The following is a 14,354-nucleotide window of genomic DNA, read 5'->3' on the forward strand; positions in this document are numbered from 1 at the left end:
CGTCAGACGTGCCAGGACCGGAACGTCCGCAGCCGGTCGAGGCCGACGACGGCCCGCACCCGCTCCGCCTCCGGGTCGCTCTCCCCGAGGGCCGCGACCAGCCGGCGGGCCGGCAGGTTGCGCGGGGTCCGCTCGGCCGTCAGCCGCACGGCGGAGCAGCCGAGCCGTTCGGCGCGGTCGGCGAGCCACTGGAGCAGGTGCTCCTCCACCCCGCGCCCCAGTGCCCGGCAGCTGAGCAGCCAGGCCGGGACGTCGAGGGTGTCGCCGTCCACGCGGAGCGCGAGCAGCCCGATCTGGCCGTAGTCACCGAACCGGTCCCGGGCGGCGGCGATCCACACCTCGCCCTGCTCCCGGTGCGTACGCAGCTCGTCCCCGTCGCCGGACCGGCCGCGCAGCGTGAACTGGTTGGTCCGGCGCACGAGTTGCTCGCCGCGCCCGAGGTCGTCGTCCTCCAGCGGCCGGACGTCGACCTCCAGCCCCAGACCGGCGAGGAACTCCTCGAAGCCGGCGCGCTCGCGCACCGCGTCCCGGTCCTGTTCCTGGCGGTAGAACTCGGCGCGCAGGGTGTCCTCCACCGTGGCCGCGCGGGGCACGGTAGGCCACAACCGCCGGACGAACGCCTCCAGTTCACCGGCCGGCGGGCAGGTCACCGACAGGACCTGCGGGAGCGCCGAGCGCATCGCGGCGATCTCGACGGGGTTGTCGTCGAGGAAGAGGAACGAGTCGAGCCCGAGGTTCAGTTCGCGGGCGGCCTGCGCGAGCCGGTCGGACTTACGGCCCCAGGTCGCGGAGAGCACGCTGAAGTGCTCCGCGCGCAGGAGGCTGTCGGGACGTTCGAGGACCGTCTTCACGGTCGTCTCGTCGTTGTTGCTGACCAGCACCAGCAGCGCCCCGGCGGCCCGCCAGCTCAGCAGCCGCCGGGCGAGTGCGGCACGCGGCCCGCCGAGGTCGACGCCCTCGGCGCCGGCCTCGCCCGCCACGCCGCTCCACAGGGTCTCGTCGCCGTCGACGGCGATCACCTTCGGCGGGGTGCGGCGGACGGCCCGGTGGACGTCGGTGAGGGTGAGCGCCACGGCCGCCTGGAACTCGGGGGTGAACGGCAGGTGCGCGAGGGCTTCCGTGCCGGGGTCGAACCGGTCGGTGACGTGGTGGTCGCGGGTCCAGTCGTCGGGGTGGAGCAGGGCGATGCCGGGTGTCTCGTCGAGGTCCGCGGCGAGGTCGGCCGTCCAGCGGGCCAGGCGCTCGTCGGTGTCCCGGACCGGCAGGAGGCCGACGACCAGCGGGGTGCCCGTCCGTTCGGCCGTCTCGCGCAGGGCCGTCGCGTACTCGGTGCGCAGTGCGGTGAGCCGGGTGTCGTCGAGCGGTCCGAAGCGTTCCAGGTCGGCGGCGCGCAGGAGGACCGTGCCGAGGTCGGCGGCGGAGCGCGCGAAGACTCCGGAGGGGTCCTTCAGCGCGGCGAGGACCTGGTGGTACGGGGCCTCCAGGACCGTCACCGGCTCGGTCTGCGCGGCCTCGTACATCAGGGGCAGGTCGCCGAGGGCGAAGGTGGCGGCGAGGGCGAGGCGGGTCCCGGCGGCGGTCGGCTGGGGGCCGTCGTCCCAAGTCACCGTCTCGGGGTCGGCGGCGGCCTCGTCGAGCAGCCGCAGGTACTCCTCCCCCAGCGCCTCGCAGTCCTCGGCGTCGATGATGTCGAGGCTGTGGTCGAGCCGTACGCGCCCGGCGTCCGGGGTCACGGTGACCATGAGGTCGACGTCCGAGTAGCCGGTGCCTGCCGGCAGCACCTCCAGGGCGGAGAGTTCCGCCGAGGTGACGCGGACGTAGTTGAAGTAGACCTCGACCAGGGGGGCGTCCGGCCGGTACAGGCCCTGCGCGGCCAGTTCGGACAGGGCGTCGGAGAACATCGCGCCCTTCTCCAGCACCCGTTCCAGGCGTCCGTCCGTGCGCCGCAGCGCCTGGGCGACGGTCTCGCCGGGCGACGCCTGCGCCGGGAACGGCACGGGCACCCCGAAGAAGCCGACGGCGTGGGGCGCGTCGACGTGGATGCGGGTGTCGACGGGCACGGCGACGACGAACCGCTCGCGCCGCCGCCTGCGGGCGAGCAGGACGGTGAGGGCGCCCAGGCAGAAGGCCGCCGGGGTGACGGCGAGCCGGCCGGCCTGTGCGGTGACCCGGCGCATGAGCGCGGGGGGCATGTCCAGGGTGAGGCTGCCCGCGCGGTAGGTGCGCTCCTTCGGGCGCGGCCGGGTCAGGGTCAGGTCGAGGCGCCGGCTGCCCTCGAACTCCCGGCGCCAGGTGTCCGACGCGGGGGCGGTGGCGCGTGCCGAGTCGTGGTCCGGCTGTGAGTCGAGCAGCAGGTCGATGTCGCGGTTGGTGGCGGTGGCGTCGAGGCGTGTGCCGGAGAGTTCGGCGTCGATCTCCCCCGTCACCAGCAGCAGCGACTGGAGGTCGGCGACGGCGTGGTGGGCGCCGAAGACGAGCGTCTGTCCCTGGGCGCCGCCGTCGAGGAGTTCGAACCGCCACAGCGGGGCCGTCGCGAGGTCGAACGGCGGTTCCAGCAGCTCCCGAAGCCTCCGCTCCACTTCGAGCGAGCCGCCGCTGTCCCCCAGATCGGTCCAGCGCAGCAGGGACCCGGCGGCGTCCCGGTCCACCCGGAGCCGGCGCTGTGAACCGGCGCCGGTGACCACGGCCGTCCGCAGCGCGGCGTGGCGGGCGGCGAGCCGGCCGACGATCCCGGTGAGCCGTTCCGGAGTCGTCGGCGTGGTCAGGCGGACCGCCAGGCCGATGGCGTGGGCGGCGCCGGGCACCCCCTGCTGCGCGGTGCGGAGCAGGCGGACGACGTCCCGGGTGAGCGGCCGGAACTCGGTCTCGGGAAGCTCGGTGTCCGCGCTCGGCCCGCCGGTGTCCCCGGAGTCCACCGCCGGTCCGCCCTGTTCGGCCAGCGCGGCGCGCAGGTCGGCGGCGAGGGAGCGGAGGTCGGCGGCGGCGAACACGGCCGACGTGGGGAGGTCGGCGCCGAGGTCGCGCCGGAAGGCGTTGCGCAGGTGGACGATCATCAGGGAGTCCAGGCCGAGTTCCTTGAGCCTCGTGCCGGGGCCGATGTCCGTCAGGCCGCCGGCGATCTCGCCGACCGTGGCGCGGAGGTAGGTCTCCAGCAGTGCGGTCCGTTCCTCCTCGGTGCGGGCGGCGAGGACCCGGGCGACCAGCGCGCGGGTGCCGGGCACGGTGTCCCGGTCGGGGACCAGGTCACGCAGAGCGGGCCGGGTCCGTGCGGCCGTGGGGTCGGCGGCGAGGGCCTGCCGGTCCAGGGCGGCGGGGACGAGCTGGCGGCGGCCGGAGCCGAGCACCCGGTCGAACAGCTCGCCGCCCTCCTCCGCCGTGAACGCTTTCAGGCCCTGCCTGTTGTTCGCCGGGCCGCCTCCAGCGGCCATGCCGGTGTCGCCCCAGGCGCCCCAGTCGAGGCTGAGGGCGGGGCGTCCCGCGAGGGCGAGGTGGTGCGCCCAGGCGTCCAGGAAGGCGTTGGCGGCGCTGTAGTGGCTCTGTCCGGGCGAGCCCAGCACACCGGCGACGGAGGAGAACAGCACGGTCGTCCGCGCCTCCGGGACGAGTTCCGTGAGCAGGGCGGTGCCGAGCACCTTGGGCGCGAGGACCTTGAGGACACGGTCCCTGGTCAGGTTGGGCAGGGTCGCGTCGTCGAGGACACCGGCGGTGTGGACGACGCCGGTGATCGGGCCGAGTTCACGGCGCAGGGCCGTGAGCGCGGACGTCAGGGCGTGCCGGTCGGTGACGTCGGCGCGGACGTGGGACACGGTGACGCCGCGTTCCCGGAGCCCGGTGAGCCACCGTTCGGCGTCCCGGTCGGGGGCGCCTCTGCTGACCAGCCCGAGCCTGCGCACACCCCGGCGCACCAGGCGTTCGGCGACGGTCCGGGCGAGAGCGCCGAGGCCGCCGGTGACGAGGTGGGCGCTCTCGGCGGTGAATGCGTCGCCGGGGGTGTCGGGGCGGGTGGGGGTGAGTCGCGGGACGAGGCGTTCGGCACCGCGCAGCGCGAGCGCCGTCTCCTCGTCGGGGTCGCGGAGTTCGGCCCACAGGGCGTCCTCGCCGCCGACGGGCGGCAGATCGATCAGGGTGGTGTTCAGCTCGGGGTGCTCCTGCGCCACGGTCAGGCCGAATCCCCAGGTCAGCGCCTGCTGAGGGGAGGTCACGTCGGTGCTGCCGAGGGCCGGTCGGCTGCCCCGGGTGACGAGGAAGAGGCGGGGTGTGCGGCCTCGGGGGCGGGCGGTGAGGGCGCGCACCAGGTGCAGGGTGGTGAGGCAGCACAGCCGGGCCGCCGCCTCGGCGGACTCGGCGGAGGCGACCGGCGAACCGGCCGCAGCGTCAGCCACCGGGGTGATCGCCGGGGCGTCCAGCGCCGACAACTGCACGACCCTCTCCGGCGGTCCGTCCGGGAACGCCTCGTCGAGGAGCCGTTCCAGATGCCCCGGGTCCTCCGGGTCGACGACGTAACGGCCGGCCCCTTCGGCGGAGTACTCCGTCCCGCTGCGGACGACGACGTGCGGCGTCGCGCCGAGCAGTTCGGTGAGCCGGTCGGCGGTCCCGGTGGCGTCGGCGAGGACGAGCCAGGGTCCCCGGGCGGGTGCCTGCCGAGTCCCGGCCCCGGTGCGGCGGGCGGGCCGCCAGCGGACCTCCATCAGGGCCCGGTCCAGCGGGGAGAGGGCGGCCAGTTCGAAGCCCTCGATCTCCAGGACGGGACGCTCCCGCTCGTCGAACAGGGAGATGTCCAGGGTGACCGAGTCGCCCTCGGCGGAGCGCAGCCGGCAGGCGGTCCACACCGGGGTGGCGCGGTTGCCCGTGTGCCGGAGGCGGCCCAGTCCGGCGGGGACGAAGGGCCGTCCGGTGGGTACGCCCGCCGGGAGCGCGGCGACGTGGAAGGCGGCGTCGAGGACCGCCGGGTGCAGCAGGTACCCGTCGCGCGGCCGGTCGGCGAGGCGGCCGAGGGCGGCGCGGGGACCGAACCGGGCTTCGGTGAGGCCCCGGAAGGCGGGGCCGTAGTCGATGCCGGCGGCGGCCAGTCCCGCGTAGAGGGCGTCCGTGTCGGACGGGGCCGCGCACTGCTCCCGCAGGTCGGCCGGTGTCAGGCCGGGAGCGGGGGCGCCGGGTTCGAGTCGTCCGCCCGCGTGATGCGTCCAGGGCCCCTCCGTGCGGGAGGCGAGGGTGAAGCCGCGCGCTCCCTCGGAGTCGGCCTCGGTGACGACCAGTTGCAGGTCCACGGGCGTACCGGGCTCCAGCCGGAGCGGCGTTTCGAAGCGCACGCCCGCCAGAACGAACTCCCCCTGGACCCGGGCGGCGGCAGCCAGGGCCATCTCCAGGAACGCGGCGCCGGGCAGCCACACCTCGCCGGAGATCCGGTGGTCGGCGAGGTAGGCGAACCGGCTGTCGCCAAGGTCGAGCCGGGTCTGGAAGACGTGCCGGTCGGAGCCGTCGCTCGGTTCGACGTGGGTGTCGAGCAGCGGGGAGCCCGTGTCCGCGCCGACGGGGCGCGCCGGCGCCGGGGACAGCCAGTGGCGTTCCCGGGCGAAGGCGTAGGTCGGCAGGTCCGTACGGCGGTCCCCGGGGAACGGCACCGACCAGTCGGGCCGGTGTCCGGCGGCGTACAGCCGGCCGGCGGCGCGCTGGAGCCGGTCGTGCCCGCCCTGCGCGCGGCGGAGCGAGGCGACGGTGACGGCGTCGACGCCGGCCGCCGTGGCGACCGCCTCGATCGAGGGGCCCAGCGTCGGGTGCGGGCCCAGCTCCACGAAGTGGCGGTAGCCGTCGTCGAGCATGCGGCGGACCGTGTCGGCGAACCGGACGGGCTCGCTGAGGTTGGCGTACCAGTACGCGGCGTCGAGTCCGTCGCCGGGCAGCGGCTCGGCCCGGACCGTCGAGTACAGGGGGACGGCCGTACGCGTGCCCCGGACGTCGGCGAGCGCGGCGAGCAGGTTCGCGCGCGCCGGTTCCATCAGCGGGGTGTGCGAGGCGAAGGGCGTCGACAGTGTCCGGGCGGGGATGCCCTCCTCGTCGAGCCGGTGCCGCAGTGCGGCGAGCGCGTCGGCGGCGCCCGAGACGGCCGTGGACGACGGGCTGTTGACGGCGGCGACGAAGAGCCGGCCCGCGAAGGGCGCGAGGTGCCGCTCGGTCTCCTCCCGGGTCAGCTCGACGGACAGCATGCCGCCCGCGCCCTCCAGCGGTACGACCGCTCGCGCCCGGCTCGTCACCACGGTCACCGCGTCGTCGAGACCGAGCGCGCCGGCGACGTACGCGGCGGCGATCTCGCCGAGGCTGTGCCCGGTCACCGCGTCCGGGACGACCCCGAGGGCACGCCAGGCGGCGGCGAGCGCGGCGTTGACCGCGAACAGCACCGGCTGGAGCACCTCGGTGCGCTCCAGGGCGGCGCCGGTCGGGTCGCGCAGGGCGTCGAGGACGGACCAGCCGGCCTGTCGGCGCACGGCGTCGTCGATGCGCGCCAGCTCCTCGCGGAACGCGGGTGATTGGGCCGTCAGGTCGAGACCCATGCCGGCCCACTGGCCGCCGTGCCCCGGGAGGACGAAGGCCGTCTTGCCGTCGACATGGGCGGGCGGCGACGACTGCCCGGCGGCGAGGGCGTCGAGGCCCGCCGCCAGCGTCTGCGGGTCGGGGGCGACGAGGGCCGCGCGCCGTTCGAAGTGGCTGCGGTGGCGGGCGAGGGTGTGGGCGACGTCCACCGGGTCGGCACCGGTCCGCACCAGGTCGGCGAGGCGGGCGGCCTGGGCGCGCAGGGCGGTGTCGGTGCGGGCGGACAGGACGAACAGGCCGTCCCCGGCGGCGGGTTCGCGCCGAGGCGCCCGCTCGGGGGCCGGCGCCTCCTCGACGACGACGTGCGCGTTCGTCCCGCTGATCCCGAAGGAGCTGAGCCCGGCCCGCCGGACCCGCTCCCCCGAACGCGGCCAGGCCACCGGCTCGCGCAGCAGCTCAAGTCCGCTGCCGTCCCACTCGACGTGCCGGCTGGGCGTGCCCGCGTGCAGGGTGCGCGGGAGGGTGCCGTGGCGCAGCGACTGCACCACCTTGATCAGCCCCGCGACCCCCGAGGCGGCCTGCGCGTGCCCGATGCTCGACTTGAGCGAGCCCAGGTACAGCGGGCGCCCGTCCGGCCGGGAACCGCCGAAGACCGCCGCCAGGGCACCCGCCTCGATCGGATCGCCGAGGGTCGTGCCGGTGCCGTGCGCCTCGACGTGGTCGATGTCGGCGGGTTCGAGCCCGGACAGCTCCAGCGCCCGCCGGATCACCCGCTCCTGCGCGGGCCCGTTGGGCGCGGACAGCCCCTGGCTGCGCCCGTCCTGGTTGACGGCGGTGCCCCGCACGACGGCGAGCACCTCGTCACCGTCCCGCCGGGCGTCGCCCAGCCGCTTCAGTACGACCATCCCGGCGCCCTCGGCCCACACGGCGCCGTCGGCGTCGTCGGAGAAGGAGCGGCAGCGTCCCGTGGGTGACAGGCCCCGCAGCCGGCTGAACTCCACGAAGGTGCGCGGGGTGATCATCAGCGTGATGCCGCCCGCCAGCGCGAGATCGCACTCCCCGAGGCGCAGCGCCTGTGCGGCCAGGTGCAGGGCCACCAGGGACGAGGAGCAGGCGGTGTCGACGGTCATGGCCGGTCCGTGCAGGCCGAGCGCGTAGGCGAGCCGGCCGGAGGCGACGCTCAGTGCGGAGCCGGTGCCGACGTAGCCGTCGAGCTGGTCGAGGCGCGAGTCGGCGAGGTAGCCGCTGTCGAACATGCCGAGGTAGACGCCGGTGGCGCTGCCGGCGAGGTCGGCGGGGACGATCCCGGCGCGTTCCAGGGACTCCCAGGCGGTCTCCAGCATGAGCCGCTGCTGCGGGTCCATCGCGGCGGCCTCCTTCGGGGTGATGCCGAAGAAGCCCGCGTCGAACAGGTCGATGTCCGCGAGGAAGCCGCCCTCACGGGCGTACGTCTTTCCGGCGGCCTGCGGGTCGGGGTCGTAGAGCGACTCGACGTCCCAGCGGTCGGCGGGGAACGGGCCGACCGCGTCCCGGCCCTCGTCGAGGAGGCGCCACAGCCCGTCGGGGTCGGAGATGCCGCCGGGCAGCCGGCAGGCCATGGAGACGATCGCGACGGGCTCGTCGGTGCGGGCCGGGGTGCGGGCGGTGGCGGGGCGGGCCGCCGGGCGGGCGGTCACGGCGAGCGCGGTGTCGAGGAGGTACGCGGTGAGGCGGGCCGGGGTGGGGTGGTCGAACAGGAGGGTGGCGGGCAGCCGGGCGCCGGTGCGGTGGCCGAGGCGGTTGCGGAGTTCGACGGCCATGAGGGAGTCGAGCCCGAGTTCCCGCAGCGGCTCGTCGGGGCGGACGCCGTCCGGGGAGGGCATCCCCAGGACGCGGGACGTCTCCTCGCGGACCAGCTTCAGGACGTGCTCGGCGCGTTCGGTCTCGCCGAGGGCGGCCAGCCGCTCGGCCAGGCCGGGGCCGGCGGTCTCGTCGCGGGCGGCGGTGCGCCGGGCGGGCTCCCGGACCAGGCCGCGCAGGAGGTGCGGGACCGGGCGGGGCAGCCGGGCGGTGTCGAGCTTCGCCGGGACGACGGCGGTACGGCCGCTCGCGAGCGCGGCGTCGAGGAGCGCGAGGCCCTCCTCGGCGGTCAGGGCGCCGCTGCCCTCGCGGGCCAGCCGTCCGCGTTCGGCGTCGGTGAGGTGGCCGGTCATGCCGCTGGCGGGCGCCCACAGGCCCCAGGCCAGCGACAGGGCGGGGCGGCCGGCGGCCCGGCGGCGTTCGGCGAGGGCGTCCAGGGCGGCGTTGGCCGCCGCGTAGTTCGCCTGGCCGGGGTTGCCGACGACACCGGCGGCGGAGGAGAAGAGCACGAACCGCGCGAGGTCCAGCTCCGCCGTCAGCTCGTCCAGGACGAGCGCGGCCTCGGTCTTGGGCCGCAGCACCTTCTCCAGCCGCTCCGGGGTGAGCTGCTCGACCACACCGTCGTCGAGGACCCCGGCGGCGTGCACGACGGCGGTGAGGGGGTGCTCCTCCGGTATCTGCGCGAGGAGGCCGGTGACGGCCTCCCGGTCGGCCACGTCGCAGGCGACCACCGAGACACAGGCCCCCGACTCCCCCAGTTCGGCGGCGAGTTCGGGCATGCCCTCGGCGGCGGCGCCCCGTCGGCCGACGAGCAGCAGCCGCCGCATCCCGTGCTCGGCGACGAGATGCCGGGCCACCAGCCGGCCCAGTGTGCCGGTGGCGCCCGTGATCAGCACCGTCCCCTCGGGGTCGAGGGTCCGGGGCACCGTCAGCACCACCTTGCCCACGTGCCGCGCCTGGCTCAGGTACCTGAGCGCCTCCGGGGCCCGCCGTATGTCCCAGGTGGTCACCGGCAGCGGGGTCAGCGCCCCCTCGCCGAACAGCCGCAGCACCTCGGCGAGGATCTCCCGCGTGCGTCCGGGCCCGGCCTCCCTGAGGTCGAACGCCCGGTAGCTGACGCCGGGACGGTCGGCGGCGACCTGTCCGGCGTCCCGGATGTCGGTCTTCCCCATCTCGATGAACCGGCCCCCGTCGGCCAGCGTCCGCAGCGACGCGTCCACGAACTCACCGGACAGCGAGTCCAGCACGACGTCCACGCCCCGCCCCGCTGTCGCGTCACGGAAGCGCCGCTCGAAGTCGAGGTCCCGGGAGGAGGCGATGTGTTCGCCGTCCAGTCCCTGGCCGCGCAGTGTCCCCCACTTGCCGCTGCTCGCCGTCCCGAACACCTCGGCGCCGAGGTGCCTCGCGACCTGCACGGCCGCCATCCCCACCCCACCGGCGGCGGCGTGGATCAGCACCGACTCCCCGGCCTTCAGGTCCGCCAGGTCCACGAGCGCGTAGTACGCCGTGAGATACGCCAACGGCACCGAGGCCGCCCGGACGTACGACCAGCCCTCGGGAACGCGGGCCAGCATGTGGACGTCGGTGACGGTCACGGGGGCGAAGGCGTCGCCGGGGGCGAGGCCCAGCACCCTGTCGCCGGGGGCGAGTCCGGTGACGTCCGGGCCGACCTCCAGGACGTCACCGGCCAGCTCCCAGCCGAGGCCGGCCCGGTGTTCGACCATGTCCAGGGTGATCAGCACGTCCCGGAAGTTGAGGCCCGCCGCACGGACCGCGATCCGGACCTCGCCCGCCGCGAGCGGGCGGGCCGCCTCCTCGTACGGGACGAGCGCGAGGCCGTCCAGCGAACCGCCGCCGGTCGCCGCCAGCCGCCAGGTGGGGGTTCCCGCAGGGGGTGCGAGCGTGCCGTGTCCGGTGACGGAGGCCAGCCGGGGAGCGAGCAACCGTCCGCCGCGCAGGGCGAGTTGGGGTTCGTCCGAGGCGAGGACCGCAGCCCCCGCCGACTCGGCCCCCTCCGCGTCGGTGTCGACCAGCACGAACCGCCCGGGATGCTCCGCCTGCGCGGAACGCACCAGCCCCCACACCGCCGCCTGCGCCGGATCGGGCCCCGGATCGGCGGGCCCGGTGACGACGGCCCCCCGGGTGACCAGCACCAGACGCCCGTCACCGCCACCGAGCCGCTCCTGTACGACGGACAGCACCCGGGCCAGCGTCTCCCCCACCGGAAGCCCCGTGGGGACCGGCACCACGGCCGTGCCGTCGGGAAGCGCGTCCCCGGCGAACCGGTCGGCCACGACGGTCCAGCCGACCTCGTACAGCGAGTCGAGCCGGGGCCCGGCGGTGAACCGCGCGCCGCCCGCCTCGCGCAGCCGCAGCGCGTCGACGGTGAGGACCGGGGCGCCGGTGGTGTCGGCCGCGAGGACCTCGATCTCGTCGGCCCCGGTGCGGCGCAGCCGTACGCGCAGCCGGGAGGCGCCGGAGGCGTGCAGGCGGATGCCGGACCAGGCGAACGGCAGCAGCGGGGGGCCGCCCTCGGGGCAGGTGAACCAGTCGCCCGCGCGCAGGGTGTGCAGGGCCGCGTCGAACAGCGCCGGGTGCAGGCCGAAGCCGTCGCCGCCGCCGCCGTCGGGGAGTGCCACCTCGGCGTAGAGGCCGTCGTCCGTCTGCCAGGCCCGGACGAGGCCCCGGAAGGCGGGCCCGTACGCGTAGCCGGCCTCGGCGAGGCGGTCGTAGAGGTCCTCGACGGGGAGGGGGCGGGCGGCGGGCGGGGGCCATGACGTCAGGGTGTCGACGGGGGTGGGGGCGGCCGGGGCGAGGGTCGCGGTGGCGTGCCGGGTCCAGGTGGGGGCGGTCGTCGCGTCGGGGCGGGAGGAGAGGGTGAGGTGGCGCCGGCCGTCCGGGGCAGGGGCCTCGATCCATGCCTGGAGGCGGAGGGTCTCGCCCGGGGCGAGCGACAGCGGGGTGTGCAGGGTGAGTTCCTCCACCACCGGGCAGTCCGTCCGGTCGCCGGCGAGGACGGCCAAATCGGCGAAGGCCGTGCCGGGAAGCAGGGCCGTGTTGGGGAGGAGGGCCGTGCCCGTCACCCGGTGGTCGGCGAGCCAGGGGTGGGAGCGGAGCGAGAGCCGTCCGGTGAGCAGGAGTTGTCCGGTGTCGGCGACGGCCACGGCGGCGGTCAGGAGGGCGTGTCCGGTGCCGTCGAGTCCAGTGCCGGCCGCTCTCGCGGCGGAGTCGGCCGTGCGGTCGAGCCAGTACCGGCGCCGCTGGAACGCGTACGTGGGCAGCGGCACCGGGCGGCCCCCGGCGTGGAGGGCGGCCCAGTCGACGGGGACGCCCGAGGTGTACGCCTCGGCGAACGCGGTCAGCAGCCGGTCCCGGCCGCCCCGGTCGCGCCGCAGGGTCGTGACGACGACGGCGTCCGCGCCCGCGTCCTCCACGGTCTGGGTGAGGCCGAAGGCGGCCACCGGGTGCGGGCTCACCTCGACGAAGGCGTCGCATCCGGCGGCCAGCGCGGAGCGTACGGCGGCCTCGAAGCGCACGCACTGCCGCAGGTTGCGGTACCAGTAGGCGCCGTCCATGGTCGCGCCGGTCTCGGGTTCGCCGGTGACGGAGGAGTGGACGGGGACGCGTGCGGGCTGCGGGGTGATGCCGGCGAGGAGGGTCGCGAGGCCGTCCTCGACGAGTTCGACGTGGTGGGAGTGGGAGGCGTAGTCGACGGGGATGCGCCGGGCCTGGACCTCCCGGCGTGCGCACTCCGCGAGGAACTCCTCGACGGCCGCCGCGTCGCCGCTGACCACGGTCGACGAGGGGCCGTTGACGGCGGCGACCTCCAGCCGGCCGGGCCAGTCGGCCAGCAGGGCGGCGGTCCGCTCCCGGGGCAGCGGGACGGACACCATGCCGCCCTCGCCCGCCAGGTCGGTCAGCGCCCGCGAGCGCAGCGCGACGACGGCAGCCGCCTGCTCCAGGGTGAGGACGCCCGCGACGTGCGCGGCGGCGATCTCGCCCTGGGAGTGGCCGACGACGGCGGCCGGACGCACCCCGGCCGCCTCCCAGAGGCGGGCGAGGCCGACCATCACGGCGAAGGAGACCGGCTGGACGACGTCGACCCGCTCCAGCCACCCGTCCTCGGCGGGGGCGCGCAGCACCTCCGTCAGCGACCAGTCGACGTGCGGGGCGAGGGCCGCCTCGCAGTCGGCGATCGCCGCCGCGAACACCGGTTCCGAGTCGAGGAGTTCGGCTCCCATGCCGGGCCACTGGGCGCCCTGGCCGGGGAAGACGAAGACGCTGCGGTCGCGGGGGCGGGAGGCGGTGCCTCGTACGGTGCCGTCGGTGTCGGCGCCCTCGGGGTCGGTGCCGTCGGCCACGGCGGTCAGCCGCGCGGTCAGCTCGTCGCGGGTGGCGCCGATGACGACGGCTCGGTGGCCGAAGGGGGTGCGGGCCGCGAGGGACACGGCGATGTCCGCCGCGTCGTGCCCGTCGTCCCGTGCCGTCGTGTCGCGGAGGCGGGCCGCCTGTGCGGACAGTGCCTCGGGGTCGCGTGCGGACAGCGCCCAGGCGACCGTGGCGGGGGCCGGCTCCTGCGGGGCCGGTTCCCCTTCCTCCTCCGCCAGTTCGAGGATCACGTGCGCGTTGGTGCCGCTCATGCCGAACGAGGACACGGCGGACCGGCGCGGCCGTCCCGTCTCGGGCCACGGCCGGGACTCGGCGAGCGGCAGGACCGTGCCGTCGCTCCAGTCGACGTGCGGGGTCGGCTCGGTGAGGTGCAGGGTCGCGGGGACGGTGCCGTGGCGCATCGCCATGACCATCTTGATGACCCCGGCGACACCGGCTGCGGCCTGGGTGTGCCCGAGGTTGGACTTGAGGGAGCCCAGCAGCAGGGGCCGGTCGGCGGTCCGGCCCCTGCCGTAGGCGGCGATGAGCGCGGCGGCCTCCAGGGGGTCGCCGAGGGTGGTGCCGGTGCCGTGGGCCTCGACCGCGTCGACGCCGTCTGGGGAGAGCCCCGCCGAGGCCAGGGCCTGCCCGATGACCCTCTCCTGGGCGGGTCCGTTCGGCGCGGTCAGCCCGTTGCTCGCGCCGTCCTGGTTGACGGCGGCGCCCCGGACGAGGGCGAGCACGGGGTGGCCGTGGCGGCGGGCGTCGGAGAGCCGTTCCAGGACGAGCACGCCCACGCCCTCGCCCCAGGCGGTGCCGTCGGCGGCGGCGGAGAACGGCTTGCACCGCCCGTCCGGGGCGAGCCCCTTCTGCCGGCAGCCCTCGACGAAACTGCCGGGCCCCGACATGACGGTGGCGCCGCCCGCGAGGGCGAGGGAGCACTCGCCCCGGCGCAGCGACTCCACCGCGAGGTGCAGGGCGACCAGCGACGACGAGCACGCGGTGTCGACGGACAGGGCGGGCCCGTTGAAGCCGAGGGCGTAGGAGATCCGGCCCGAGGTGACGGAGGCGTGCGTGCCCGTGCCCAGATGGCCGTCCGTGCCGCCGACCGGTTCGTCGAGGCGGGGCCCGTAGTCGCCCGCCATCACGCCGACGAACACCCCGGTGTCGGAGCCGCGCAGCAGCGCCGGGTCCAGGCCGGCCCGCTCCAGGCCCTCCCACGAGGTCTCCAGCAGGAGCCGCTGCTGCGGGTCCATGGCCTGCGCCTCGCGCGGGCTGATCCCGAAGAACGGGGCGTCGAACTCGGCCGCCGGGTACAGGAATCCGCCGCGCCGGACGTAGCTGGTGACGTCCCCGTCCGCCGCGAACAGGGTGTCCAGGTCCCAGCCCCGGTCCGCCGGGAAGTCCCCGGTCGCGTCCACCCCGTCGGCGACCAGCCGCCACAGCTCCTCGGGCGAGGTGACCCCGCCCGGGTAGCGGCAGGCCATGCCGACCACGGCGATCGGCTCGGTGGCCCGCTCCTCCAGGTCGTTGAGCCGGCGCCGGGTCCGGGCCAGGTCGGTCGTCGCCCGCTTGAGGTAGTCGCGCAACGTGTCTTCGGTCGCTGCCATGGGTGTGTT

1 protein-coding gene is annotated in these 14,354 nt (G+C 76.1%); it reads right to left on the bottom strand.

Annotation, left to right across the window (positions count from 1 at the left end; genetic code table 11):
• Positions 1-2: 2 nt before the first annotated feature.
• The gene (locus tag ABZX85_RS12175; RefSeq protein WP_355865599.1) at positions 3-14,345 is read right to left on the bottom strand and encodes an SDR family NAD(P)-dependent oxidoreductase; all 14,343 of its coding nucleotides are present in this window, start codon (positions 14,343-14,345) and stop codon (positions 3-5) included.
• Positions 14,346-14,354: the final 9 nt, after the last annotated feature.

It is taken from the genome of Streptomyces sp. NPDC004539, assembly GCF_040610055.1.
Lineage (GTDB): Bacteria > Actinomycetota > Actinomycetes > Streptomycetales > Streptomycetaceae > Streptomyces.